This window comes from Nonomuraea sp. NPDC049709, assembly GCF_040674815.1.
In the GTDB taxonomy this organism is placed as follows: Bacteria; Actinomycetota; Actinomycetes; order Streptosporangiales; family Streptosporangiaceae; genus Nonomuraea.
The window spans coordinates 1-25,597 of record NZ_JBFANM010000011.1; the positions used below are offsets into that span (position 1 = coordinate 1).

Consider the following 25,597-nt stretch of genomic DNA (forward strand, 5'->3'; position numbering starts at 1 on the left):
GACCCCCGACCCCACGACCGCCGTGGTCCCCACACCGCCCGGACCCCGGCCCGCGCGCTCCGGGGCCGCCCGTCCCGGAGCGCGCTCCTCACTTCTTGATCGTGTAGCTGTCGCCGTACACCTTCCAGGTCAGCGGCGGGTTCAGGTCGAGGTTGCCGTTCCTCAGGAACACCCGCTGCATCGTGTCCACGCGGGTCGTGTCCTCGTGCGCCTCCTCGGCCCGCATCGCCGCCTTGCGCGCGTCCAGGAACGCGTTCAGGTACGTCACCTCGTTCCCGCCCTGCGCCGGCGGCTTGGCCTTGGCCAGGGCGGACTTCCTGATGCCGCCGAAGCTCAGCCGGCTCGTGCCGGGGCCGTGCATGACGATGGCGTCGTAGTAGGCGAACTGGCCGAGCGCCCGCAGCCCGTCCTGCTTGGCCTGCCGGACGGCCGGGCCGAAGTAGACGCGGTCGCGCTCGTCGTTCTGGGCCTGCTGGAAGGCGGGGTCCTTGGCGGCGGCCCGCCAGTCCTTCATGAAGTTCGGCTCCAGGCCCTGGTGGGAGTCGGTGCCGTTGACCGCGCGCAGGGCGGGCAGGTATCTGGCCAGGACGTTGCCGGGCTTGCGCCTGGTGTAGAGCTCGACCAGCTCCAGCATGTCGCCGGTGCCGGAGCAGAAGCCGATGATGCCGGCCGTGTAGCCGCGCTCGTCCTCGATGTCCTCGATGTAGCCGTACTGGGCCTTCCAGTCGAGCGAGGAGTTCTCCGCGCTCGACACCAGCCGCATGGCGATGTCCTTCTTGTGCGGGTCGGTGAGGTCCACCGGTGCGGTGCCGGTCAAGGGGCCGGTCAAGGGGCCGTTCAAGGGGCCGGTCAAGGGACCGGTGAGGGGGCCGGTGACAGTGACGGTGACGGTGAGGGCGAGGCTGAGCAGAGTCGCGGTCAGCACGTGGGCTCCCTGCTTTCGTTAGGAAAGGTTCCTAACGGACCTTACTCCTCCGGACGCGGCCCGCGCCGGTGAACCTAGTCGACCGGGCGCAGGGCCGCGAGCTGCTGCTCGAACGGGACGATCTCCTCCGGCTGCTCCGCCCGGCCGGGCGCGCGGTGCAGCAGCAGGTCGGCCAGCTCGTCCGCGGCGCGGGCGATGCGCTCGCCCAGCCCGTCCGTGAAGGCGTCGCGGCCGCCGCCCCAGTCCTCCGACGCGGCGTACACGGCGGTCGGGACGACCACGGCGCGCAGGTACGCGAACAGCGGCCGGAGCGCGTGCTCCAGCGCCAGCGAGTGCCGGGCGGTGCCGCCCGTCGCCGCGATGAGCACGGGCTTGCCCGTCAGCGCGGTGTTGTCGAGCACGTCGAAGAACGACTTGAACATGCCGCTGTACGAGCCGCTGAAGATCGGCGTGACCGCGATGAGCGCGTCGGCCTCCGTCACGGCCGCGATCACCTCGCGGAGCCTGCCGTTCGGGAATCCGGTCACGAAGTTGTTGGCGATGTCCACGGCCAGGTCGCGCAGCTCGATCACGCGGACCTCCACCTCGGCCCGCCGCGCCACCGCCTCGGCCAGGCGGTCGGCGAGCAGGCGGGAGGAGGAGGGCTGCGTCAGCCCCGCCGTGACGACGACGAGCTTCATGGGGGTCGATCTCCTTCCGGGCGCTTCAGGCGCCCACGTGCTCCGAGGCGTTCTTGCCGGCGGGTGCGTTCTTCTTCGCCAGCAGGGACGCGTGCGTCGGCGCGCCGGGCACCTCCGCCGGCCGGTCCTTGGCGAACTCCTTGCGCAGCACGGGCACGACCTCCTCACCGAGGATGTCGAGCTGCTCCAGCACGGTCTTCAGCGGCAGGCCCGCGTGGTCCATGAGGAAGAGCTGGCGCTGGTAGTCGCCGAAGAACTCCCTGAACTCCATCGTCCGGTCGATGACCTGCTGCGGGCTGCCCACGGTGAGCGGCGTCTCCGCGGTGAACTCCTCCAGCGACGGCCCGTGGCCGTACACGGGGGCGTTGTCGAAGTACGGGCGGAACTCGCGTACCGCGTCCTGGGAGTTCTTGCGCATGAACACCTGGCCGCCCAGGCCCACGACGGCCTGCTCGGGGGTGCCGTGGCCGTAGTGCGCGTACCGCTGGCGGTAGAGGTTGATCAGGCGCATGAAGTGCTCCTTCGGCCAGAAGATGTTGTTGGCGAAGAAGCCGTCACCGTAGTAGGCGGCCTGCTCGGCGATCTCCGGGCTGCGGATCGAGCCGTGCCAGACGAACGGCGGCACCCCGTCGAGCGGGCGCGGCGTGCTCGTGAACCCCTGCAGCGGGGTGCGGAAGCGCCCCTCCCAGTCGACGACGTCCTCGCGCCACAGCTTGTGCAGCAGCGCGTAGTTCTCGATGGCCAGCGGGATGCCCTGCCGGATGTCCTGCCCGAACCACGGGTACACCGGCCCGGTGTTGCCCCGGCCCAGCATGAGGTCCACCCGGCCGTCCGCCAGGTGCTGCAGCATGGCGAAGTCCTCGGCGATCTTCACCGGGTCGTTCGTGGTGATCAGCGTCGTGGCGGTGGAGAGCTGCAGGCGCTCCGTCCTGGCCGCGATGTAGCCGAGCATGGTGGTCGGGGAGGACGGCACGAAGGGCGGGTTGTGGTGCTCGCCCGTCGCGAACACGTCCAGCCCGACCTCCTCCGCCTTGAGCGCGATCGCCACCATCGCCTTGATCCGCTCGTGCTCGGTCGGGGTCCTGCCGTTGGTGGGATCGGTGGTCACGTCGCCCACACTGAAGATTCCGAACTGCACTTTTAGTCACCATCCATGACTGTTGAATCTTTGACGGCTACGGTAGCGCTGAGGCCCTCGGGGATATTCCATCATCCGGCATGCCCGATGCCGCCCGCTCCTCGGGGCCCCTGGCCAGGGGGTCGGGGGCCAGGGGGTCAGTGGTGCCGGCGGGCCAGGGGGCCGGGGGTCCGGGGTCAGTGGTGCCGGCGGGCGCGGAATGCGGCCGCCTTGGCGCGGTTGCCGCAGCCGCGCATGTCGCACCAGCGGCGCGTGCGGCGGTGCGAGGCGTCGATGTAGAGGCGCGTGCAGGGGTCGGCCTCGCACTCCCTGATCAGCGCGGCCTGCGGGCCGCCGAGCAGCTCGGCGGCGGCGCGGGCGGTGCTGGACAGCGCGGCCGGCAGGTCGCCGCCGCGCTCCAGGCCGTCCTCGCCGAGCAGCACGCTCGCGGGCGCGTGGCCGGCGGCCCAGTTGAGCGTCTCCCGGTCGGCCGCCTCGAACGGCGCTCCGGTACGGGCCGCCGACGCCAGCCGGTAGATCGCCTCGCGCAGCGCCACCGTCCGGGCGAGGTCGTCGCCGCTCACGGCGGGCGGGGTGTCGAGGAGCCCGGCGGCGACCGTCCAGTGGGCCAGGTCGCCGGGGGTCGCCAGCAGGTCGATGCGCTCGCCCCGGCGGTGGCCGACGGTGCCGGCCAGGTCGAGCCCGAGGTTCCCGCTGACGAAGGTGAAGTCCATGGCCCTCATCGTAACCGGGTTGACAAGTTACTTCTGGCGCTGCCAGGGTCAATAACCGCTAAGTCTGGTTATTTCGTGAAAGGTGCGCGTCGTGACGACGTTGGCTTCCACCGCCGACCGCTCCACCGCCGGGGCGGGACGGCGCTCGTACGGGGCGCGGCACCGGTGGGTCGTGCTCGCCGTGGGCGTCGGGGCGCAGGCCAGCTTCTCGGCGATGTTCTCCGGCATCCCGGTCACCGGCATCACGATGCGCGCCGACTACCACCTGTCGACGGGTGCGCTCGGCCTGGTGCTGGCCTGCCTGGGGCTCGGGGTGGCGGCCTCCGACATCGTGTGGGGGCTGCTGACCGACCGCTTCGGCGACCGGCGCGTCCTGCTCACGGGATTGACGTCCACGGCCGCCCTGCTCGCCGTGATGGCCGTGGCCGTGACCCCCGGGGACGGGGCCGGGGTCGGCCTGCTGGCGGCGTGCATGGCGATCGCGGGCGCGCTGGGCGGCAGCGTCAACGGGGCCTCGGGGCGGGCGGTCATGACGTGGTTCGGGGAAGGGGAGCGGGGGTTCGCGATGAGCATCCGCCAGACGGCGATCCCGGTGGGCGGGGCGGTGGGGGTGGCGTTGCTGCCGTGGCTCGCCCAGTCGTACGGCTTCCGCGCCGTCTACGCCGTACCCGCCGCCTTCTGCCTCACCGCCGCGGCCGCCACCTGGCGCTGGCTCCACAACCCCTTCCTGGAGAAGACCGGCCCCGGCGAGCGAAACCCTGCGGCAACGCCCAGCACCCCCGAGGCGCAGGCGGCGGCGACCACCGGTGACGCCGGCCAGGAGCCGCGTCCGGCGGCACCCCACCCGTCAGCGGAGGACCACGGGGATGCGCACCCGACGGGGCAGCCGCTCCCGGCGGAGGCGCGACGGGACCCGCGCCCGACGGGGCAGCCGCTCCCACCGAAGGGCCGCTCACCGCTCCGCCGCTGGGACGTGTGGCGGGTGGCCCTGGCCGGGGCGCTGCTCACCGTCCCCCAGTTCGCCGTCCTCTCCTTCACCGCCATCTTCCTGCACGACGTCAAGGGCGAGGGCGCCACGCTGGCCAGCGTCACCGTCCTGATCGCCCAGCTGGGAGGCGGCGCGGCGCGCATCTGGACCGGCCGCCGCACCGACCGCCGGGGCAACCGCCGCACCTACCTGCGCGGCATCGGCGCCCTGGCCGGGGTCGCCATGGCGGCCGCGGCGGTGCTCACCGACGCCCCCACCCCGCTCACCGTCGCCGCCCTCGCCGTCGGCGGCCTGCTCGCCAATTCCTGGCACGGCGTCGCCTACACCGAGATCGCCGCCATGGCCGGCCCCGACAGGGCCGGAACCGCCCTGGGCCTCCTGGGCACCGCACTGTTCGCGGTGGGCTTCCTCACCCCGCTGCTCATCCCCGTCGTCATCGCCCAAGCCTCCTGGGCGGCGGTCTGGGGCCTGGCCGCGGCGGCCTCACTCCTCGCCATCCCCCTGGCCCCAGGGACGATCAGAGCGCGTTGATGTCCGCGGGCCCGAGGATCCGCTTCGGCGCCCCGCGCTCGGCGACCGCGATCATCGCCTGCCCGATCCGCTCCGTCGTCGTCACCCCCGACGCGAACAACCGCCGCAGCACCGGGTAGAGCGGCCGGGTCACCACGTACGCCACCCGGTAGAGCCGCGTGCGCGAGGTGACGCCGTGCATGGGCTGGATGTAGCCGGGCCGGAACATGTACGCCTCCAGCGGCAACGCCAGCAGCGCGTTCTCGGTCAGCCCCTTCACCCTGGCCCACATGGCCCGCCCCTGCGCGTCGGTCCCGACGCCGGACACGTATATGAACGTGGAGCCGGGACTCAGCCGCGCCAGCGTCTCCCCGGCCGCCAGCGTGAAGTCGTACGTGACGCGCCGGTAGTCCCGCTCGCTCATCCCGGCCGAGGAGACTCCCAGGCAGAAGAAGCACGCGTCGTAACCGCCCAGCTCACCCTCGACGGGGGACAGGTCGAGCAGGTCGTCGTGCCGGATCTCGCGCAACTTGGGATGCGAAACCCCCGTCGAGGAGCGCCCGACCGCGAGCACGGCCGTGACCCGCTCGTCGAGCAGGCACTCCCGGAGCACCCCCCGCCCGACCATCCCGGTCGCCCCGAACAGGATCACCCTCATTCCACACTCGCTCCGATCGTCTCCGTGAGCTCGTCCGTCACCGGGTACGGCAACTCGACCGGCAGCAGGCCGCTACGCCGGCGCCTCATGCCCCACCCCCGCTCAGGATCCCACTGGATCCGCACCGGGCTGCGGCGCACCCGCCGGGCCCACCCCGGGCGCCCGTCGCCGTGGCTGAGGCAGGAGTGCTCCAGCGCCCACTCGAACCCGTCCCGGGCCGGCTCGATCGCCGGCACCCGCTCCTGGGCCGGCTCGGTCGCGTAGCCGCACCGGTGCGTCATCCACAGGTACGACGGTTCGATCCACGTCATCCGCTCCCGCTTGAAGGGCGCGACGAAGCGCTGCGCCGCGACTGCGGGGCCCGCGATGGCGGCGTCGTACGCCTGGTAGACGGTGATCGACCGCTCGGTGCGGACGGCGCGGATCTGGCGGTTGGGCACGCGCGTGGCGTACAAGATCGGCGAAGTCCGGCACCGGCCGGCAACCGATCAAGCCAGGTCCCGTACGGCCTCCGCCAGGCGGATGCGGGCGATCTGGGGGATCGACAGGCCGCGGGCCGAGATGCCGATCGCCCACTGCGTGCCGGGCACGATCGCGCCCGCGCAGGCCACCTCCTCCCTGAACTGCCCGTGCTCCTCCACCACCTGCCCCGGCCGCAGCCGCGCCAGCTCCTCCTCCAGGTCCTCCACGCTGACGGGGGTCGAGGAGGTGAAGCGGCGCAGGCCGTACCCGGTCAGGATGGCGCGCCTGGCGCGGGACGTGAGGGACAGCAGCAGCGCCTTGCCGAGCGCGGTGGCGTGCGGGGCGGTCTCCAGGCCCGCCTGCAGGTCCTCCAGCCACGGCGAGCGCGGCCCCTCGGCCACGTCCACCACGACCAGCCGTCCCCCGGACAGCTGCGCCAGGTAGGCCGTGTGGCCGGAGACGGCGGCGAGGTGCCGCAGCACCGCCGTGGCGCGGGGCGGCCGCTCGAAGGTGTCCAGCATCTCGTGGAACCGCTCGGCCACCTGCGAGCCGAGCAGGTAGTCGCCGTCGGGCTGCCGGTGCAGGTAGCCCTCGTAGCACAGGGTGCGGACCAGGTGGTAGGAGGTGGACAGGTTGAGGCCGCAGCGGCGGGCGATGACCTTGACCGACAGCGGCCGGTCGGCCCGCGAGACCTCCTCCAGCACGCGAAGCGCGCGGGAGACGCTGCGGATCAGATCGCTGGGTTGTTCGCCGGTCATCCATCCAGCATCTGCGCTATCTGAAAATCGGACGCCTACCCCAAGCGGCACACCCGTCCGACGATGAGGCCATGCCGGAGATACCGCAGTGGGCCAGTCAGGCACTGTCCGGGGTCTACGACCCGTGCTGCAGGGAGAAGGGCATTTCCGTCGTGGAGATGGGCCTCGTCAGGTCGGTCGAGGTCGACGAGGGCCGGGCCCGGGTGGAGTTGCTGCTGACCTCGGGCTGGTGCCCGTTCGCCGCGAGGGTCCTCACGGAGGTACGCGACCGCATCGAGGAGCAGCCCGGCATCCGCGAGGCGGAGGTGGAGATCGTGTGGGACGAGGCGTGGACTGTGGACCGGCTCTCGCCGAGGGCGGCCCGCCTGCTGCGCTTCCTGCCGGCTCCCGCGCAGGTGCCCGACAAGGCCGCCTACATAAGGAGGAATCAGGCACATGATCGATGACTTCTTCGTGTTCGACAGCGTGGCCCACGTGTTCAACTTCGAGGCCAAGAACGCCTACGGCTCCGCGGGCCAGATGTTCTCCAACCACCTGTACGCCTTCCACACCACCCTCACCCCCGAGGGCGAGACCAAGCTGCCGCCCGAGGAGTTCCTGCGGCAGTGGACGATCGACGACATCCGCCGCATGGTCTACGAGGAGTCCGACACGGACATGCTGGTCGCCATGCCGCTGCCGCTCACCGACCTCTACCACGACGGCCTGTCGCCGTGGCAGGAGTGCGCCGAGCTGGCCGCCCGCGACCCGGACCGGACGATCTTCTGGGGCACGGTCAACCCGCTGGAGGGCCGCAAGGCGCTCGACCTGATGGAACGCCAGGTGGGGGAGTTCAACGCGCGCGCGTTCAAGCTGTACAACGTCCGCTACGACTACGGCTCGCCGTACCCGTGGCGCATGGACGACCCGCGGGTGGCCTTCCCGATCTTCGAGAAGGCCAGGGACCTGGGCGTCAACCTGATCGGCGTGCACAAGGGCGTCCCGCTGGGCCCGCAGCCGATCGAGCACACGCAGACGTGGGACATGGACGGCGCCGCCGCGAACTTCCCCGACATCAACTTCGTCATCTTCCACGTCGGCCTGCCGTTCCTGGACGAGACCTGCTGGCAGCTCATCCGCTACCCCAACCTGTACGCCGACCTGGCGGCCACGATCAACTTCATCGTCCGGGCGCCCAGGATGTTCGCCGAGATCATCGGCAAACTGCTCTTCTGGTGCGGCGAGGACAAGATCATCTACGGTTCGGAGGCGCCGATCTTCCACCCGCAGTGGGCGCTGAGGGCGTTCAGGGACTTCACCATCCCGCAGGACCTCTGCGACGGGTACGGCTACCCGCAGCTCACCGACCAGGCCAAGCGCAAGATCCTGGGCGAGAACCTGCTACGGCTGCATGGACTTGGTCCGGTGAACCGCCTGTAGCAGCCCGACGGCCAGCAGCCCGGCGACCGTGGCCGAGCCGCCGTAGGAGACGAACGGCAGCGGCACGCCCACGATCGGCATGAGGCCCACGGTCATGCCCACGTTCACGAAGGTCTGGAAGGCGATCCACGACACCACCGCGCCCGCCAGCACGGCTCCGTACGGCGAGGCGCTGTGCCGCGCGATCGACAGCCCGCGCCACAGCAGCGCGCACACGGCCAGCACGATGAGCGCGGCCCCGGCGAAGCCGAGCTCCTCGCCCGCGACGGTGAAGATGAAGTCGGTGTGCTGCTCGGGCACGAAGTGGCCGGCCGTCTGCTCGCCGTTGAACAGCCCCTTGCCGTAGAGGCCGCCGGAGCCGATCGCGATGCGCGCCTGGGCGGCGTTGTAGCCCACGCCGCCCGGGTCGGCCCCGGGGTTGGCCAGCACGAGCAGCCGTTCCAGCTGGTACGGCCGGACGAGCCCGAGCCGCCACGCCGCCGCCCCCGCCCCCACCGCGCCCAGGACGAGCACCAGCAGCCAGCGCTTGGGCGCCCCCGACACCAGCAGCGCTCCCGCCACCATGGCCGCGAACACCAGCATCGTGCCCAGGTCCGGCTGCAGCGCGATCAACCCGATCGGCACCGCGGCCAGCACCAGCGCCAGCAGCACCCCGCCGAACCCCGGCCGGTGCTGCCCGTCGCGCAGCTCTCCCAGGGGCACCGCGAACGCCAGCGCGAGGGCCACCTTGGCGAACTCCGACGGCTGGAACTGCACGCCGGGCGCCAGCACGATCCACGAGTGCGCCCCGTTCACCCGCACGCCCAGCGGGCTCAGCACCGCGGCCAGCGACAGCAGCGTCAGCACGTACGCCAGCGGCACGTACGCCCGCAGCACCCGCAGATCGACCCGCGACACCAGCCACATCAGCACCAGCCCGCCCCCGACGGCCACCGCCTGCCGCACCAGCAGCCCGTTGTCGTCCTGCATGCGCGTGGCCGACCACACCAGCAGCAGCCCGGTCGCGGACAGGGCCAGCGCCAGCAGCGTCAGCACCCGGTCGGGCGCGCCCAGGGAGGGCGCCCACACGACCCGCCGCCTGCCCGAAACAGCGATCATCGTCGCTCCCTCAGCCCGAGGATGCCTTCCCAGATGTCGCGGGCCGCCGGCGCCGCGCCCTCCGCGCCCCGGCCGCCCTCCGACAGGACGACCACCACGGTGTAGGCGGGGTCGGGGGCGAACGAGGCGAACCAGGAGGTGTCCCGGTGCCCGAACGACTCCGCCGTGCCCGTCTTCCCCGCCACGGCGATCTTGCCGAACGGGAACCCCTTGAACGCGCCCTCCGCCGTCCCCGACCGGGGCACCTGGGTGAGGGCCTGCCGGATGAAGCGCAGCGTCTCGGCCGTGGCGGGCAGCCGGCCGGCCACCGGCGGCGTGATCGTCCTGACCGTCGACCCGTCCGGGCGGACGACGCGCAGCCCCACGCGCGGGCTGTGCAGCGTGCCGCCGTTGGCGATCGCCGCGTACGCCCGCGCCAGCTGCAGCGGCGTGACCAGCACCCCGCCCTGCCCGATGGAGAAGTTGGCCGCGTCGCCGCCGCGCCACACGCCGCCGCCGCGGCAGTTCTCCCGGGCGATCGCCGTCAGGTAGGCCGCCCGTCCCTGATCGGCCATCTCGGGGTAGCCCTTCTCGGCCCGGCGGCAGCTCTCCGCGCGCGTCGCCCGCCACAGCGCCTTCTTCGACGCCGGGTCGGGCACCGCCCCGGCCGCCTCGCCCGGCAGGTCCACGCCGGTCGGCCGGCCGAAGCCGAACCCGCGGGCGGTCTTCTGCAGGGCGTCGGAGCCGCGCTGCCAGAGCTGGTCGGCGAGCCGGTAGAAGATCGTGTCGCACGACTGCACGAGCGCCCCGTGCATGGTCATCAGGCCCAGGTCGGCGCTGCCGAAGTTCCGGAACACCCGGTTGCCCACCGTGTAGCCGCTCGGGCAGTCGTAGGTGGCGCCGAGCCCGTACCCCGACGTCACGGCGGCCGCCGCCGAGGCGACCTTCCACGTCGAACCGGGCGCCCACTCACCCTGTACGGCCTGCGACAGCAGCGGCAGCGCCTTGTACTCGCGGGCGGTCACGCCGTCGGTCCACACGCCCGGGTCGTAGGCCGGCCGCCCGGCCAGCGCGACCACCCGGCCCGTCCCCGACTCCAGCACCACGGCCGCGCCCGAGGAGCCGCCGCTGCTCGTCAGCGCCCGGCCCAGCGCCTGCTCGGCGATGGCCTGGATGCGCGAGTCGATGCTGGTCACGAGCGTGTTCCCGGGGACCGGCGGGTCCTGGCGGATGATCCTGGTGACCTGGCCGGTGTTGTCCACCGCCACGTCCCGGCGCCCCGCCCGCCCGGCCAGCTCCCGGTCGTAGACGCCTTCGAGGCCGTCGCGGCCCTTGGCGCCCTGCACGTACCCGAGGGTGTGGGCCGCCGCCGCGCCCCCCGGGTGGACGCGCACCGGGCGCAGGTCCGTACGCACGCCGGGGAAGTCCTGCTGCCGCTCGCTGATCTGCAGCGCGACCGGCACGGTGACACCCTCGGCCACGGGGATCGGCTCGTACGGCGAGCCCTGCCAGCACGGCTGCCGCACCTGCGGCGCGCACAGCCGCACCTTCTCCGCGATCTGCCGGTACGGCCGGCCCAGCACCTCCCCCAGCCGCGTCAGCACCTCCCGGCCGCCGTCCGGCTGGTGGGCCAGCGCTACGGCGTCCACCGTGACCACCGGCCGGGTCCGGTTCGTCACCAGGGGACGCCCGGCCACGTCGAGGATCTGCCCCCGGGTCGGCGGCAGCGCCACGGTCCTGATCCGCACGTCGGCCGCCGCGCGGACGTACTCGTCCCCGCTGACCACCTGGAGGAACCACAGCCGCCCCACCAGCGTGGCCAGCATCGCCGTGACGACCAGCCGCAACACGAACAACCTGGCCCTAGACACGGCGCTGCACCTCCGCGGGCGGGCGCCGCCGGACGAGCACGGCGCCCACGACGGCCCCGAGCGGCACCGTCCACGCCAGCACCAGCGGCAGCCCGGCCACCGCCGAGCGCCACGGCTCGTCCCCGAGCGCCACCGCGGCGGCGGCCTGCAGCACCGTGCCCAGGGCGGCCGCGGCTCCGGCCACCAGCAGCGGCCTGCGCTCGCGCCAGTGCCCCGCCAGCAGCCCCGTCACCGACAGCACCAGCGCCGCGCGCCCCACGGTGCCGTCGGCGGGCGGCGTCACGTCGGCGGCCAGCCCGGCCACCAGCCCGGCCACGCAGCCCCAGACCGGGCCCCTGGCCAGCGCCAGCCACACCACGGCCAGCGTCACCAGGTCGGGCCCGCCCCACGGGGACCGGTTGACCAGCAGCACCTGCAACAGCGGCGCCGCGAGCAGCAGCAACACCAGGCCCACGGCGTCACCTCCCCGGGGGTGGCACGATCACGGTGACCAGGTCGAGCGCGGACAGCCGGGCGGCGGGCCGCACCAGCGCCGTACGCGTGGCCGCCCCCGGCACGTCCTCGATCGAGGCGACGGTGCCGATGGGCACCCCGGCCACGTACGGCCGCGCGCCCGCCGAACCCAGCGTCTCCACCACGTCACCGACCTTCAGCGGCGCGTTCGGGTCGAACAGGCTGAGCCGCAGCCGCCCCTCGCCCGGCACCCCGGTCACCACGCCCAGCTCGCCCGACTCCGTCATGCGCGCCCCCACGGAGGAGCCGGCGTCGGTGATCAGGGACACCGAGGCCGTCGCGGCGCCCGTCCAGGTGACCTTGCCGACCAGGCCGTCGGCGTTCAGGACGGTCACGTCGCGCACGACTCCGGACGAGCTCCCGGCGTCGATGGTGACCTGCGGGCCCCGGCCGAACCCGACCACGTGCGCGGCCACACCCCGGTGCCGGGCTGGCACGGCGGTCGTGCCACTCGCCGGGCCACTCGCTGAACCGCCCGCTGGGCCGCCCGCTGGACCGCTCGCCGCGCGGGCGCCGGAGGACAGCAGGTCGGCGCGGAGCGCGGCGTTCTCCCGCTCCAGGGCGCGCAGCCGCCCCTCGCCGCCGAACGACCTGGTCACCGTGCCGAACGCGCTCTCCGCCGTGCCGTACACGGTCGCGCCCGCCTCCCGCAGCGGGGCCAGCGGCGCCAGCGTACGGTCGATCACGACGAGCAGGACGGCGGTGGCGAGCACGAGCAGGACGAACGCCCGCTTCACCGGCGCGACCAATCGGGCAGCAGCACGTCGCGCATGGCCTGGAAGCGCTCGACGCAGCGGCCCGCGCCCAGCGCCACCGAGTACAGCGGCTTGTCCACGACCCGGATGGGCATGCCGGTGGCCTCGCCCATCCGCTCGGCCAGGCCGCGTAGCAGGGCGCCGCCGCCGGTCAGCACGATGCCGTTGTCCAGCAGGTCGCCGGCCAGCTCGGCCGGGCACTGGTCGAGCGTCGTCTGCACCGCGTCGATGATGGCCTGCACCTCGTTCTCGATGGCCTCGCTGATCTGCTCGGCGGTGATGGTCGCGGTCTTCGGCAGGCCGCTGACGAGGTCGCGCCCGCGTACCGGGGCCGACGCCTTCGGCTCCAGCGGGCGCGGCGCGGCGGCCGGCGTCCCGTTCTCGGGCTTCGGCCGGGACCGGAACGGGTTCCAGCCGCGCGGCGCGGGCGGCGCCGGCGGCTCGTCGTCCTCCGCAGCGACCGGCTCGCCGTCCTCCGTCACGGTGACCACGCCGACCCGGTGCCGGCCCTTGGGGACGGGATCGGCGTCGCGGGCGGTCACGGGCGCGGGCCGCGCCATGCCCAGGTCGATCTTCAGCCGCTCGGCGGTACGGTCACCGAGCAGCAGCGCGTGCTCCTTCTTGATGTGGGTGATGATCGCCTCGTCGAGCTCGTCACCGCCGACCCGCAGCGACTTGGCCACCACGACGCCGCTCATCGAGACGATGGCGACCTCCGTGGTGCCGCCGCCGATGTCGACGACCATGTTGCCGGTGGCCTCGCCGACCTTCAGCCCGGCGCCGATCGCCGCGGCCATCGGCTCCTCGATGATGTGCACGCGCCGCGCGCCCGCCTCGTACGCGGCCTCCTTGACCGCCCGCTGCTCGATCGAGGTGGTGCCGCTCGGGACCGCCACGACGATGCGCGGCTTGGCCAGGAACCGGCTCGGGTGCGCCCGCTGGATGAACATGCGCAACATCCGCTCGGCGGCGTCCAGATCCGCGATCACGCCGTCCTTGAGCGGCCTGATCGTGGCGATGTGCGGGGGAGTACGGCCCATCATGCGCTTGGCCGCCTTCCCGACGGCCACGACGGTGTTCTTGTGCAGGTTGATCGCTATGACGGAGGGCTCGTTCAGCACGATGCCCTTCCTGCGGACGTACACGAGTGTGTTGGCTGTTCCGAGATCGACCGCTATGTCATGACCGAGAAGAGCCCATGCGAACGCCATTACCGCACAGCCTTTCGACCGGGAAGGGCAGGGGGACACTGCCCGCCTTCGCGCTGCCCGAGGCGATCTAGCCACAAACGCGATAAATCTGTATCCGCCGCCGTCTGCGCAGGTCAGCCGGGGTCGTAGGAGCAGCGCACGCCGGTGCGGACGGTCGCGCGCAGCTCGGCCCCGATGACGGGATCGGCCGCCGCGATGCGATCCACCGCCCGCCGGATGGCCTTGCCCACGGCCGTACGCGCCCGCTCCCCGCCGGGCGCCAGCATGCGCGCCCGCCCGCCCAGCCCGGTCGCCGAGGCCAGCTCGGTGATCAGCCAGTCGCGCTCGGCCCGCCGCCCGTGCGCCTGCTGGCGCTGGTGGTTGGACTCCAGCTCCTGGATCTCCGCGTCGAGCTGTGCCAGCCGGTTCTTGTACGCCCGGCCCGCCGACCCGTCCAGCAGCCGCTGTGCGGACTCCGGCACCGCCGCCGAGCCGGCGGCCAGGTCGGCGGCCGGGATCTCCCTGCCGGGGTCGGCCAGCAGGGCCGCCAGGTGCAGCATGCCCACGCAGTGGTCGATGAGCGCCGCCCGCGTGCCCAGCTCCACCCGCCAGCGCGGGCCCGACGGGCGGCAGGTCACCCGGCCGGCGACCTGGCGGGGCAGCGCCATGCCCAGCGCCCTGGCCTCCTGCTCGGCCAGCGTGAGCTGCCTGCGCGCCCCCTCCTGCCTGGGGCCGTCGCGCAGCGCCAATGCCTGGCCCAGGCGCGAGCGGGACAGGGCGACGGCGGGCCAGTGGCCCAGCGCCAGGTTGTCGTCCACGGCCCGGCGCAGGTGGCCGATCGCCCGGTCGAGGTCGCCCGTGGTGATCGCGGCCACGCCCAGGCTGTGGCGGGCGGAGCCGAAGCAGGCGATGCCGGGGCCGGTCATGACCGGCAGCTCCGCGTACGGGGCCAGCAGCGCCCCCGCCCTGGCCGCCAGCTCCGTGTCGGCCAGCAGGTCGGCCGCCTCCACGACCGCGTACATCGAGACCAGCCAGGTCCCCGAGCGCGGCCCGTCGGCCAGGACGCTGCCACGCAGCCTGGCCAGCATGCTCCCGGCCAGCCGACGATCCCCGGCCGCGGCGGCGGCCACCGCCAGGCACGCGTACGGGGAGTCGTCCGCGCCGAGCATGGGGGAGTTCAGCAGATTGGTGAGCCGTGGGACGAGCTCGCCGATCCGGCCCTGGTACCAGCGGACGGCGGCGAGCTGGCAGCCGTGCCGGCCGGTCGCCTCGTGGTCGCCGGCCGCCACGCCCCGCTCGTGCCAGGCCGCGGCGCGCTCCTCGGCCTGCCCGAACCGGCCGGCGCGCAGGTCGAGCATCACCTCGATCCCGCCCAGCACGACCTCGACCGCCTGGTGCCCTTCCCCGTCCAGCGCGTCGCGCAGCTCGCCCAGGGCCCGCTCGGCGTGCGGGTCGGCCGCCAGGAGCAGGTCCACGGCGTACCAGAGCAGGCCGGTCAACAGGTCGGAGCGGCGGCCCGTACGGGAGGCCATCCCGATCAGCTCCCTGGCCAGCTCCAGCCGCGCGGCTCCGTGCTCGGGGCCCGGCGCGCACTGGTGGGCCAGGCTCAGCGCCTCGGCCAGCGCCACGGGATCGCCCGCGGCCCTGGCCTCGGACACCAGCGCCAGGATCGCGTCGTGGCCGCCGCCGCGGTGGTCGTCCTCGGCGGCCAGCCTGATCCGCAACCGCAGCGCGACCGGCGAGTCCGCGTCGAGCAGGGACAGCGCCTCCCGCTGGCGCATCCGTACCATGGCCGCCCCCGCTGCGGTCCGGTGCTCGTGCACCCACATCCCGCCCAGGCCCAGCGCGGCCCGGGCCGTCGCGGGCCGGTCGCCCCGGCGCACGGCCTCGTGGTAGGCGACGTGGAAGAGTTCGCGCGCCCGCCGCAGGTCTCCCTCGACGAGCAGCGCGTGCTCTCCGTCCAGAAGTGCACGTTCCAGCGCTTCGATCACTGGCCCTACCCCCGTGGCAAGCCGGATTCCTCTCGCAACACCCGTGGGGCAGCGGGCTCCCCTCCGCTTCCCCCATGCCGATGAACGCAGCCGATGAACGCAGCCGATGAAACGCAGCCGATGAACGCCCGGGTGGACCATCCCGACGGCGGCTCCCATCCGTCGTCGGTTCAATTCCACCGCAATCCGGTAATTTTCGAAACCTAATTAGTAAGAGGGGTCAGCGCGCGGTGCGCCAGCTCTGCTCCTCCACCAGCTCGGTGCTGCGCCACCCGTCGGGGGTGCGGAGCATGAGGTGGTGGTACCAGCCGCCACCGTGCAGGAACCCCTCGGTACGCGCGGCGACCATCTCCCGGGTCGGGGCCAGGGTGTCGGTGAAGGGGGCGCTCACGCGGGCCTGCGTGCCGTCGAGGAAGTCGATGTGCGCGGCCCCGACCAGGTGCAGGCGGGCCGGCCAGTGCGCCAGCACCTGGGCCAGCCAGCCCTTGACCTCGTCGCGTGAGCCCCTGATGCCGCCGGAGGAGCTGTAGTCGATGACCGCGTCCTGGCAGAACACCTCGTCGAGCAGGTCCCACTGCCCGGTGTCGATGGCGTGGGTGTAGCGGGCCAGCAGCGCGATGATCTCTAATCGGTCGCCGATCTCCTGAGTGTCCATGAGCTGATCGTCGCGCTAAGAGAGCTCGATGACCAGATCGGCCGGCGGCAGCCGTCCCTGGGGGATGGCGGGCGTCCCGCCCGGGGCCGGGGCGGGGTGGCCCAGCGAGATGCCCGTACGGATCCGCCACGGCTCCCCGAGCCCCGCGAGCGCGGTGGCCGCGCGGGCGTTGGCGGCGGGGAAGAACGAGGCGGGGCAACTGCCCAGGCCGAGCGCGTGGGCGGCGAGCATGAGGTTCTGGGCCGCCCGCCCGGCGTCGAACTCGGCGTCCTCGGTGCTCAGCGTGGCGTCCACGGCGAGCAGGACCGCCACCGGCGCCCCCGCCAGGTGCCCGGCGTAGGCGCCGAGGCGGCTCAGCTCGCCCAGCAGGCCCCGGTGGCGTACGACGACGAACCGCCACGGCTGGCGGTTGCGCGCGGACCCCGCCCACCGCGCGGCCTCCAGGACCGCCGTCACCTGGTCGCGCGTGACGGGAGCGGAGGTGAAGGCACGCGTCGCCCTGAGGCTCGTGATCAGTTCCAGGCCCATGCGGGAAGGCTAGCGGCGCAGCAGCCCGGTCAGCCTCCCGTCCGGCACCCGCACCGTGAACGGGGAGCAGGGGGTGCAGAAGTAGTCGCGTCCGAACGTGAACTCCACCGCTCCCACGGCCAGGTTGACCAGCAGGCGGTCGCTGTCCACGCTCACGGTCCTGGGGTTCTGGCCCTTGGGCATGAGCGGCCGCAGCGCGTCGGCCATCTGCCGCCGCCCGGCCGGCGTTAAGGCGTGCGGCACGAAGAGGTCCCGCACGGTGAGCACCTCGCCCGCGGCCACGTCGTACGTGACCGCCCGCCCGATCTCGCCCGCCAGCGCGTATCGCACGGAGACGACCTCGGCGTCGGCGCGCACGACCACGAAGGTGCCGGTCACCGCGCCGGGGCCGGCTCCTTCACGGTGCCGCCGCAGCGCCTCGTCCACGTACGCCTTCACCGGCGCCATCAGCGCCGCGTCGACCCGGGCGGTGTCCGGCCCGCCCCGGGCCCGCGGGTAGGAGACGTCGATGACGAGCCCGGGGAGCCGCTCCCGCCAGGCCCCCGGGACGACCGCGACCGGCTCGCGCGGCGGAGCACCCCGTACGAGCGGCGCCAGCGCCACCAGGACCAGCACCACGCCCGCGGCCAGCAACACCCGCCGGCGCGCCGCCACCACCAGCCCTGCCACCACCAGCCCCGCCACCGCGAACGGCCCGGCGACCAGCCCGAGCTGCATCCCCGCGGGCGTGGCGAGCGCCGCCGCCGCTCCCGCCACCACGGACAACCCCCACACGGTCAGCCAGACCGACCAGCGGCGCTCCTGGAGGTTCACCTTCGTCAGCGCCGCGTAGACCAGCCCGGCCAGCAGCACGAGGTAGAGCGCGCCGGTCAGGTTCTCGGCCGCCGGGACCCCGGCGGACAGCACGGGCGCCGCCAGGAACACCCCGCTCCCCGGCAGCTCGGCCTGCCCACCGCCGCCGAACGCGCGTACCGCCCCCGCCACCACGGCGAGCACCAGCGCGCCCCCGGCCGCCCGCGCCGCGATCAGCCCGCGCTCGCGCCTGCCCGGCACGTGCCCGCTCACCTGCTCCTTCCACGCCCGGTACCGCTCGGTCACCTTCTCCCACGTCTGCTCGCCCTCCAGCTCCACGATCCCGGCGAACCTGGACACCCCCACCTGCGAGTGCACGATGAACAGCAGCGCCCCGAACACCGGCACCACGAAGGCGCAGAACTCGGCCGCCTCCGCCGCGGGCGAGATCCCGAGCGGCCGCTCCCCGGTCACGGCGTGGCCGATCACGCTGCCCGCGTTCCACGCCAGGGCCGTGGCCAGCGCGAGCGCCGCGACCAGCACCAGGTAGGACGTCGCCGGGAAGACCCGGACGAGCTGCCCCCGCACCGCGACGTACACGAGCACCGCCGCCGACACCCCGAACACCGCCGCGACCGCCCATAACCACACCACCACGGTCCGGCCCAGCGCCGGGTCGGGCGGGGCGAGCAGGGCCAGCGCCCGCACCATCACGGGCGTCTCCGCGTCGAACGTCCGCCGCGTCAGCAGCGGGAACCGCGACGTCACGGCCAGGCAGAAGTACGTCAGCGCGACCGCCGCCCCCGCCACCAGCAGGCTCCAGCGCCGGTCGGTCCGCACCGGATCCGGCTCGGCAGGCGGCCCCTGCCGGTGCGGCAGCGCCTGCTGCACGCCGGTGGCGACCAGCGCGAGCAGCAGCGGGGGCACGGCGACCTGGGCGGGCTGGGCCACCAGGGCGGCCGTCATGTCGCCGGCGTACTCGGCCACCCACGCCGTGCTCAGCGGCCGGGCCAGCAGCAGCTCCCGCATGCCCCGGTCGATGGCGACGACGGCCGCGTACACGACGGGGGCCACGGACAACGAGATCCACGCCAGCACGAACGCCCGCCCGGGCCGCCCCTCGACGGGCAAGCGCCGCCGCAACATCCCTTCGAGTGACCCGGCCGCGATGGTCGCCAGCACGACGGCCACCTGGTCGAAGTAGCTGAGCGACAGCGGCAGCCAGGCCAGCAGCGGTTGCTCCGCACGCAGGAAGACGCTCCAGACGATCGCCCACCCGGCCGCCAGGCACGGCAACACCCACGAACGGGGCCGGAACGACCACCGGCTCTCGCCGACGGAGGCCCCCTCAGGTCCGGCCGCGGGCTCCTTCCCGCCGGCCGGCTTCGCGGTGGAGACCCGGGCCGCCCCCGCCTTCGTGGTGCCCGCCTTCGCGCTGCTCGCCTTCGTGGTGCCCGTCTTCGTGGTGCCTGCCTTCGTGGTGCCTGCCTTCGTGGTGGCCGTCTTCGTGGTGCCTGCCTTCGTGGTGGCCGTCTTCGTGGTGCCTGCCTTCGTGGTGGCCGTCTTCGTGGTGGCCGTCTTCGGGGTGGCCGTCTTCCCGGTGGCGGCGGGCTTCTTGGCGATGGTGGGGGGCTTCTTGGGTGCGGCGGCGGGGGCCTTCTTGACGGGCTTCACGGGTTCCCCGGAGCCGGCGGGGGTGCCGGGCGCCTTCGGGGCGGGGGTCGCGGGTAACACCCGGGTCACGGCCAGTGCCAGCAGCGCGGCCAGCAGGGCGGTGGCCATGCCCCACGAGGCCGCGTACCGGGCGTACGCGTCGAACGGCACCCCGTGCCACCGCACCCAGGCAAGCACCGCCACCACCCCGGCCGGCCCGCCCGTCAGCCCCCAGCACACCAGCAGCCCGACCCGGGACGCGCCGAACCCGGACCACCTGAACGCGACGTAGGCCAGACCGGTCAGCCCCACGGAGAAGGCCGCTAGCGCGCCGGCGGTGGCCGCCGCCGACCCCTGGCCCAGCCCGGGGAACACCAGCGCGGCCGCGATCGCCCGCCCCAGCAGGAACCCGCCGACGGGCGGGAGCGCGCACAGGGCGGAGATGCCCAGCGCGGAGGTCAAAGCAGCGAGCAGAAACGTCCGGGTCGTCTTCGCCACACCCCGTCATCTGCCCCCCACGGGCCGTCCCGCACGGCGGTCACCGTGAAGTGACCACCAGGTGACCGCCCGCCAGCACTCCTCCGCCCGCCAGCACTCCTCCGCCCGCCCAGCACCCCACCGCTCGTCCGGCCCCACCGCTCGTCCGGCCCCAGCGGCGGCCCGGCACCCCATCGCCCATCCGGGCACCTCACCGAATCCGGGCACTTCACCGCCCACCCCGTCGCCCTGTCGGCGCGGCGCCTGCCTGGACACCGGAGCGGGGAACGCGTTGGCGAGACGATCGGCGGCGGTAGCCTGCCAACGGCGCCACTGGCCGCGCGACCGTCCTGAAGTCGCGCCCGGCCCGTCCACAAGGCCCGCTGCAAACAGAGAAGGCCGGGCTCGCGATCTCGCGAACCCGACCTCTCACCTGCCGGAACCTGGTGGACGATACTGGGATTGAACCAGTGACCTCTTCCGTGTCAGGGAAGCGCTCTCCCGCTGAGCTAATCGTCCTTGCAGAGGTGGCGACGGGATTTGAACCCGTGTGGACGGCTTTGCAGGCCGCTGCCTCGCCTCTCGGCCACGCCACCGAGCCGGAAGCTCCGAGCGGAAGACGGGATTCGAACCCGCGACCCTCACCTTGGCAAGGTGATGCTCTACCACTGAGCCACTTCCGCATCAGCCCCGGCGACTGCCGGGCGACGAGAGAACTCTAGCGAATCCTGGCCGAGTCCCCAAACTGGATTGCGCCCGCCCGCGTCACGTGTGGCCACCGTTGACGGTGATGCGCTGGCCGGTGACGAACGCCCCGCCGTCCGAGGCCAGGTACGACACCGCTGCCGCCACGTCCTCCGGCGTGCCCATCCGCCCCAGCGGCACCTCCGCGAGGTATTCGCTCTCGTCCAGCCCCGCGTGCCGCTCCACCGGGATCCAGCCGGGCGCGACCACGTTCACCGTGACCCCGTACGGCCCCAGCTCCCTCGCCCACACCTCGGAAATCGCGTGCTGGGCCCCCTTGGCGGCGATGTAGGCGGACATGCCGGGCAGGTTGCGGTCCACGATGTCGGAGCCGATCTGCACGACGCGCCCGCCGCCCCGCTCCTTCATGCCGGGCAGCACCGCCTGCACCAGCAGCGTCGGGCTCTTGACGAAGAACGTGAGCTGGTCGAGGTGCGCCTGCCAGGTGAGGTCCTCGAACGGGACGGACGGCTGCGGCCCGGTCGCGTTGAGCACCAGGACGTCCACCGGCCCGAGCCGCTCGGCGACGGCGGCGGCCAGGCCTGTCACGGCGGCCTCGTCCGTGACGTCGCCCGCGAACGCCTCGGCGATGCCTCCGGCGGCGCGGATGCCGCTCACCACCCGCTCGGCCCCGGCCCGGTCGGAGTGGTAGTTGACGGCCACGGCCAGGCCGTCGGCGGCCAGCCTGCGGGCGATCACGGCCCCGAGGCCGCGCGAGGCCCCGGTGACGAGGGCGACTGATGGCGAAGGGGTCATGGGGCCCGACTCTAGCGACCGCGCCCCGCCGCTCAGAGGTCCACTCCGGGGTCTAACGGCTGAGTTGCAGGCCCGCCGGGTGCGGCCCCTCCGTCTCCAGCCGGTACTCCTGCCCCGAGATCGCCCGGTTGTCGTCGATGACCTGCTCCGACGGCGGCTTCTCCCCGCCCATGACCGCCTCCTGCATCCGGGTGAAGCGCTCGTGCGCCTCGCGCACGTACCCCGTGCCCAGCGTCGTGCAGTCGATCTGGGTGGCGAGCAGCTCGCGGATGTAGCCCTTGTTCGGCTCGAACGTCACCGGCGGCGGCAGCGCCGGGGCGAGCACCTGGTCCGGATCGCGCCCGTCGAACCGCTTGAACAGCTCGGCGGCCAGCCGCAGGTGCTCCAGCTCCATGTTGAGGTGCAGCTCCCAGATGTTCTTCACCTTGGGATCCGACTCGGTCTCCATGAACGAGTAGTAGAGGTAGCACTCGTTGTACTCGTGGTTGAGCAACTGCTCCCACAGGCTCTCGCCCGGGTCGACGAGCGACTCGTAGTGGGTGACGTGCTCTTCCTCGATGAGGCCGATCTCCTGGTAGAGCTGACGCGCGATGGGCTCCATGTGCATGGGGCCGACGTTCATGTAGAAGTTCATGGTCTGCTGCTCGGCCGACATGATCGTCAGGGCGTGCAGCCGGGACAGCGGCTCGGTGACGCTGCGGTCGTAGGGCTCGCGCACGTTGTCCATCGGGTCGCGGTGGTGCAGGTAGGTCGGGCGGCCCGGCATGACCTCGGTGAGCTGGTCGACGATCTTCTCGGCCTTGCGGTGCTCGATCATCTCGTACAGGTTGGCGTAGCGGTAGAGGTGGTCGAAGTCCTCCAGCACGCCGAACTGGTAGGCCTGCTTCAGGTAGGAGTCCGGCTCCATCCGGGCCACCCACGCGGTCAGGTCCACCGCCACCTGCTCATAGGCGATCGTCGTCTCCAGCACCGACGACACCCCCGGCAGCAGCCAGTTGACCACCTTCTGCTGCTGTGCCTCGATGTAGCGCACCCGGGCCAGCTGCTGCCTGATCTCCAGGTCCGGGCAGTGCCGGGCGAGCTGGTGGCTGAACAGGATCGCCTCCACCTCGATCCCGTTCATCGTGATGATCCGGCACCGCGTGTACGGATCGGCATGATCGGGATCGATCGGCGTGACGTTCAGCTCGCGCCAGTTCCGCAGCTGCTCGTCCAGCGGGATACCCCGCTCCTGGAGTGGGTCGAAGGCCATGTCGCTGCGCGTACCCGCGGCCGGGCCGGGCAACCTCCGCGTTCGGTCCTCGAACGGCCCGCGTTCGGTAAGGGGGCGCGTGCCGGCCGGCGGCCCGGGGTACGGGCGCTGACGTGGCTGAACAAGATGTCATCGAGCTCCTGATGGCCCAGCACGGGCAGATCAGGGACCTGTTCGACGAGGTGGAGCAGGCGCCTCCGGACAAGGTCGGCGAGGCGTTCGCGCGGCTGACGCGCATGCTGTCGGTGCACGAGACCGCCGAGGAGGAGATCGTCCACCCGTACGCGCGCAGGAAGCTCGACAACGGCCAGGGCGTGGTGGCCGACCGGCTGACCGAGGAGAACAAGGCCAAGCGCCTGCTCCTCGACCTGCACCAGCGGGGCGTGGACCATCCGGGGTTCTGGGACGGCCTGGCCGAGCTGCGCGCCGCCGTGAGCGCGCACGCGCGCAGCGAGGAGCGGTACGAGTTCGCCCGGCTGCGGGCGCACACCTCCACCGTGGAGCGGCGGGCCATGGCGGCGGCGGTGCGGGCGGCCGAGTCGCTGGCCCCGACGCGTCCGCATCCCGGCACGGAGTCCATGACCAAGAACGTGCTCGTAGGCACGCCCGTCGCGGTGATGGACCGGGCGCGCGACCTGATCCGCAAGGCCCTGGGCAAGCGCTGACATCGGCAGGCGCCCATCAGACACGGGCGGCCCGCCCGGAGCGGTCCGTCAGGCACGGGCGGCCCGCCCAGGGCGGGCCGTCAGGCACGGGGCGGCCTGCCCCGGGGACCCTTCGACGCGCGGCGAAATGTCGGGGTATTAGCGTCAGAGGCATGGAGTACATCGCTCGTGACGCCGACATCGCGCCCGTCGCCGCGCTGATCGCGGACCCCACGCGGGCGGCGATCCTGACCGCCCTGCTCGGCGGGCGGGCGCTGGCGGCCGGGGAGCTGGCCAGGATGGCCGGCGTGAGCCCGGCCACGGCGAGTGCCCACCTGTCCAGGCTGCTCGACGGCCGGCTCGTGGACGTCGTACGCCAGGGCCGCCACCGCTACTACCGCCTGGCCGGGCACGAGGTGGCCGAGGTGCTGGAGGTGCTGGCCGGGATCAGCGCCCGGCCGCCGGTGCGCTCGCTGCGCCAGTCCCGGCAGGCCCGGCTGCTGGAGGAGGCCCGCACCTGCTACGACCACCTCGCCGGGAAGGCCGGGGTGGGGCTGCTGGACCGGCTCAGGGAGGGCGGCTACTACACCGGGCACGACCTGACCGAGGTGGGGGAGCGGCTGCTGTCGGGGCTGGGTGTGGACGTGGCGGGCGCGCGCGGGTCGAGGCGCCGGTTCGCGCCCGAGTGCCTGGACTGGACCGAGCGCCGTGCGCACCTGGGCGGGGCGCTGGGGGCGGCGGTCACGGAGGTGCTGTTCGAGCGCGGCTGGTACCGGCGGGGGAACGTGCCCAGGGCGGTCGTCCTCACCGACGAGGGCAGGGAGGGGCTGGCGAAGCTGTTCTCCGGTAAGGAGCTAACATCGGTTACGCCGGTTACCTAAGTGAGAGAGACGCAACATGCGCGACAACGGAGTCGTGAACGTCGGTCCGGAGCCGCTGACCTTCGACGACGTCATCAGGGTGGCCCGCCACGGAGCCCCCGTCCAGCTCACCGACGACGCCATCGCCGCCATCTCGGCGGCCCGCCAGCGGGTGGACGAGCTGGCCGAGAGCCCGACGCCCGCGTACGGGATCTCGACCGGGTTCGGGGCCCTGGCCACCCGCCACATCGACCCGGCGCTGCGGGCGCAGCTGCAGCGCTCGCTGGTGCGCTCGCACGCGGCCGGCAGCGGGCCCGAGGTGGAGACCGAGGTGGTGCGCGCGCTCATGCTGCTGCGCCTGCACACCCTCGCCACCGGCCACACCGGCATCAGACCGACCACGGCCAAGACCCTGGCCGCGCTGATCAGCGCGGGCATCACGCCGATCGTGCACGAGTACGGCAGCCTCGGCTGTTCGGGCGACCTTGCCCCGCTGGCGCACGTGGCGCTCACGCTGATGGGCGAGGGCGTCGTACGCGACGCGTCCGGGAACCTCCAGTCGGCCGCCGAGGCGCTCAAGCAGGCCAGGATCGACCCCGTCGAGCTGGCCGCCAAGGAGGGCCTGGCGCTGATCAACGGCACGGACGGCATGCTCGGCATGCTCATCCTGGCCATCGACGACCTCACCAGGCTCGTCAGGACCGCCGACGTGAGCGCCTCGATGAGCGTGGAGGCGCTGCTGGGCACCGACCGGGTGTTCGCCCCCGAGCTGCAGGCGCTGCGGCCGCACCCGGGCCAGGCGCTCTCCGCCGCGAACATGGTCTCGATCCTGCGCGGTTCGGGCATCATGGCCAGCCACCGCGACCCGGCCGCCTGCACCCGGGTCCAGGACGCCTACTCCCTGCGCTGCGCCCCCCAGGTCGCCGGGGCCGCCCGCGACACGATCGCGCACGCCGCCACCGTGGCCGGGTGGGAGCTGGCCAGCGCCGTCGACAACCCGGCCGTGCTGGCCGACGGCCGGGTCGAGTCGAACGGCAACTTCCACGGCGCGCCCGTCGCGTACGTCCTGGACTTCCTCGCCGTCGTGGCCGCCGACCTGGCCTCGATGTCCGAGCGCCGTACCGACCGCTTCCTCGACGTGGCCCGCAATCACGGGTTGCCCGCGTTCCTGGCCCACGACCCCGGCGTGGACTCCGGGCACATGATCGCCCAGTACACGCAGGCGGCGATCGTCTCGGAGCTCAAGCGGCTGGCCGTGCCCGCCAGCGTGGACTCCATCCCCAGCTCGGCCATGCAGGAGGACCACGTGTCCATGGGCTGGTCGGCCGCGCGCAAGCTGCGCAAGTCGGTGGACGGGCTCACCAGGGTGCTGGCCGTCGAGGTGCTCACGGCCGCCCGGGCGCTCGACCTGCGGGCCCCGCTGGAGCCGGCGCCCGCGACGGCGGCCGTGGTCAGGGCGCTGCGCGAGACCGTGCCCGCGCCGGGTCCCGACCGGTTCCTGGCGCCGGAGATCGACTCCGCGGTGCGCCTGGTGGCCGAGGGCGGCGTGGTGTCGGCGGTGGAGTCGGTGACCGGCCCGCTCGCCTGA

Annotated in this window: 24 protein-coding genes and 3 tRNA genes; 7 read left to right on the forward strand and 20 right to left on the reverse strand. The window is 73.3% G+C overall.

The window, feature by feature from the left end:
* Positions 1–88 precede the first annotated feature (88 nt).
* The 4 genes from AB0J69_RS12900 to AB0J69_RS12915 all read right to left on the reverse strand — a co-directional run bounded on the left by AB0J69_RS12900 (position 89) and on the right by AB0J69_RS12915 (position 3,456).
* Positions 89–925, reverse strand: a complete 837-nt coding sequence (locus tag AB0J69_RS12900) for a chitosanase (protein WP_364116301.1) — start codon at positions 923–925, stop codon at positions 89–91.
* A 74-nt stretch (positions 926–999) separates the two neighbouring features.
* On the reverse strand, positions 1,000–1,605 hold the full coding sequence (locus AB0J69_RS12905) for an FMN reductase (RefSeq protein ID WP_364116304.1): 606 nt from the start codon (positions 1,603–1,605) through the stop codon (positions 1,000–1,002).
* Positions 1,606–1,630: 25 nt separating this feature from the next.
* Positions 1,631–2,743 carry an LLM class flavin-dependent oxidoreductase gene (locus AB0J69_RS12910; protein WP_364116307.1) on the reverse strand — a complete coding sequence of 371 codons (1,113 nt, stop codon included), beginning with the start codon at positions 2,741–2,743 and terminating at the stop codon, positions 1,631–1,633.
* A gap of 176 nt (positions 2,744–2,919) precedes the next feature.
* Positions 2,920–3,456 (reverse strand): ABATE domain-containing protein, encoded by a 537-nt coding sequence (locus AB0J69_RS12915; protein ID WP_364116310.1) that lies wholly within the window; start codon positions 3,454–3,456, stop codon positions 2,920–2,922.
* Positions 3,457–3,547: 91 nt separating this feature from the next.
* Here AB0J69_RS12915 and AB0J69_RS12920 point away from each other — a divergent pair, with 91 nt between their 5' ends.
* Positions 3,548–4,975, forward strand: a complete 1,428-nt coding sequence (locus AB0J69_RS12920; protein ID WP_364116312.1) for an MFS transporter — start codon at positions 3,548–3,550, stop codon at positions 4,973–4,975.
* Here AB0J69_RS12920 and AB0J69_RS12925 read toward each other — a convergent pair.
* From AB0J69_RS12925 to AB0J69_RS12935, 3 genes are read right to left on the reverse strand one after another with little or no spacing between them, the layout of a single operon-like run.
* Positions 4,962–5,612: an epimerase gene (locus tag AB0J69_RS12925; protein ID WP_364116315.1), complete on the reverse strand. Its 651-nt coding sequence runs from the start codon at positions 5,610–5,612 to the stop codon at positions 4,962–4,964. The genes AB0J69_RS12920 and AB0J69_RS12925 overlap by 14 nt on opposite strands.
* Positions 5,609–6,052, reverse strand: a complete 444-nt coding sequence (locus AB0J69_RS12930; protein WP_364116318.1) for a DUF4291 family protein — start codon at positions 6,050–6,052, stop codon at positions 5,609–5,611. Before AB0J69_RS12930 ends, AB0J69_RS12925 begins: the two co-directional genes overlap by 4 nt.
* A 48-nt stretch (positions 6,053–6,100) precedes the next feature.
* Entirely contained in the window at positions 6,101–6,832 is a 732-nt protein-coding gene (locus AB0J69_RS12935; RefSeq protein ID WP_364116320.1) for a helix-turn-helix domain-containing protein, read from the reverse strand.
* A gap of 71 nt (positions 6,833–6,903) precedes the next feature.
* Here AB0J69_RS12935 and AB0J69_RS12940 point away from each other — a divergent pair, with 71 nt between their 5' ends.
* Together AB0J69_RS12940 and AB0J69_RS12945 are read left to right on the forward strand one after the other, a co-directional pair.
* The gene (locus AB0J69_RS12940) at positions 6,904–7,278 is read left to right on the forward strand and encodes a metal-sulfur cluster assembly factor (RefSeq protein WP_364116323.1); all 375 of its coding nucleotides are present in this window, start codon (positions 6,904–6,906) and stop codon (positions 7,276–7,278) included.
* Positions 7,268–8,251: an amidohydrolase family protein gene (locus AB0J69_RS12945; RefSeq protein WP_364116326.1), complete on the forward strand. Its 984-nt coding sequence runs from the start codon at positions 7,268–7,270 to the stop codon at positions 8,249–8,251. The genes AB0J69_RS12940 and AB0J69_RS12945 overlap by 11 nt, the downstream gene beginning before the upstream one ends.
* Here AB0J69_RS12945 and rodA read toward each other — a convergent pair.
* The 8 genes from rodA to AB0J69_RS12985 all read right to left on the reverse strand — a co-directional run bounded on the left by rodA (position 8,213) and on the right by AB0J69_RS12985 (position 16,831).
* The gene (gene rodA / locus AB0J69_RS12950; protein ID WP_364116329.1) at positions 8,213–9,349 is read right to left on the reverse strand and encodes a rod shape-determining protein RodA; all 1,137 of its coding nucleotides are present in this window, start codon (positions 9,347–9,349) and stop codon (positions 8,213–8,215) included. The two genes, AB0J69_RS12945 and rodA, sit on opposite strands and share 39 nt — an antisense overlap.
* Entirely contained in the window at positions 9,346–11,199 is a 1,854-nt protein-coding gene (gene mrdA, locus AB0J69_RS12955) for a penicillin-binding protein 2 (protein WP_364116332.1), read from the reverse strand. Before mrdA ends, rodA begins: the two co-directional genes overlap by 4 nt.
* Positions 11,192–11,653 carry a rod shape-determining protein MreD gene (locus tag AB0J69_RS12960; protein ID WP_364116335.1) on the reverse strand — a complete coding sequence of 154 codons (462 nt, stop codon included), beginning with the start codon at positions 11,651–11,653 and terminating at the stop codon, positions 11,192–11,194. The genes mrdA and AB0J69_RS12960 overlap by 8 nt, the downstream gene beginning before the upstream one ends.
* A gap of 4 nt (positions 11,654–11,657) precedes the next feature.
* Positions 11,658–12,449, reverse strand: coding sequence for a rod shape-determining protein MreC (gene mreC, locus AB0J69_RS12965; RefSeq protein ID WP_364116338.1), 792 nt, complete (start codon positions 12,447–12,449; stop codon positions 11,658–11,660).
* Positions 12,446–13,678: a rod shape-determining protein gene (locus AB0J69_RS12970; RefSeq protein WP_364116341.1), complete on the reverse strand. Its 1,233-nt coding sequence runs from the start codon at positions 13,676–13,678 to the stop codon at positions 12,446–12,448. Before AB0J69_RS12970 ends, mreC begins: the two co-directional genes overlap by 4 nt.
* Before the next feature lie 113 nt (positions 13,679–13,791).
* Positions 13,792–15,648: a hypothetical protein gene (locus tag AB0J69_RS12975; RefSeq protein WP_364116343.1), complete on the reverse strand. Its 1,857-nt coding sequence runs from the start codon at positions 15,646–15,648 to the stop codon at positions 13,792–13,794.
* Between the two features lie 220 nt (positions 15,649–15,868).
* On the reverse strand, positions 15,869–16,303 hold the full coding sequence (locus tag AB0J69_RS12980) for a nuclear transport factor 2 family protein (protein WP_364116345.1): 435 nt from the start codon (positions 16,301–16,303) through the stop codon (positions 15,869–15,871).
* A 15-nt stretch (positions 16,304–16,318) separates the two neighbouring features.
* Positions 16,319–16,831 carry a nitroreductase gene (locus tag AB0J69_RS12985; RefSeq protein ID WP_364116347.1) on the reverse strand — a complete coding sequence of 171 codons (513 nt, stop codon included), beginning with the start codon at positions 16,829–16,831 and terminating at the stop codon, positions 16,319–16,321.
* Between the two features lie 2,028 nt (positions 16,832–18,859).
* Between AB0J69_RS12985 and AB0J69_RS12990 the strand changes: the two genes are divergently transcribed.
* Entirely contained in the window at positions 18,860–19,354 is a 495-nt protein-coding gene (locus AB0J69_RS12990) for a pentapeptide repeat-containing protein (RefSeq protein WP_364116680.1), read from the forward strand.
* Positions 19,355–20,197: 843 nt separating this feature from the next.
* Here the strand turns inward: AB0J69_RS12990 and AB0J69_RS12995 are convergent.
* The 5 genes from AB0J69_RS12995 to AB0J69_RS13015 form a co-directional block, all read right to left on the reverse strand.
* Positions 20,198–20,272: transfer RNA gene (locus AB0J69_RS12995), tRNA-Val, on the reverse strand.
* A gap of 6 nt (positions 20,273–20,278) precedes the next feature.
* Positions 20,279–20,349 (reverse strand) — tRNA-Cys (locus tag AB0J69_RS13000).
* A 15-nt stretch (positions 20,350–20,364) separates the two neighbouring features.
* Positions 20,365–20,436 (reverse strand) — tRNA-Gly (locus tag AB0J69_RS13005).
* A gap of 82 nt (positions 20,437–20,518) precedes the next feature.
* Entirely contained in the window at positions 20,519–21,253 is a 735-nt protein-coding gene (locus AB0J69_RS13010) for an SDR family oxidoreductase (protein ID WP_364116349.1), read from the reverse strand.
* 52 nt (positions 21,254–21,305) lie between these two features.
* Positions 21,306–22,505, reverse strand: a complete 1,200-nt coding sequence (locus tag AB0J69_RS13015) for a ferritin-like domain-containing protein (RefSeq protein WP_364116351.1) — start codon at positions 22,503–22,505, stop codon at positions 21,306–21,308.
* A gap of 113 nt (positions 22,506–22,618) precedes the next feature.
* On the opposite strand from AB0J69_RS13015, the gene AB0J69_RS13020 reads away from it, so the two are divergent.
* The 3 genes from AB0J69_RS13020 to hutH all read left to right on the forward strand — a co-directional run bounded on the left by AB0J69_RS13020 (position 22,619) and on the right by hutH (position 25,597).
* Complete coding sequence (locus AB0J69_RS13020) at positions 22,619–23,170, forward strand: hemerythrin domain-containing protein (RefSeq protein ID WP_364116353.1); 552 nt, start codon at positions 22,619–22,621, stop codon at positions 23,168–23,170.
* Between the two features lie 152 nt (positions 23,171–23,322).
* Positions 23,323–24,030 carry a metalloregulator ArsR/SmtB family transcription factor gene (locus AB0J69_RS13025; protein ID WP_364116355.1) on the forward strand — a complete coding sequence of 236 codons (708 nt, stop codon included), beginning with the start codon at positions 23,323–23,325 and terminating at the stop codon, positions 24,028–24,030.
* 16 nt (positions 24,031–24,046) lie between these two features.
* Entirely contained in the window at positions 24,047–25,597 is a 1,551-nt protein-coding gene (hutH, locus tag AB0J69_RS13030; RefSeq protein WP_364116357.1) for a histidine ammonia-lyase, read from the forward strand.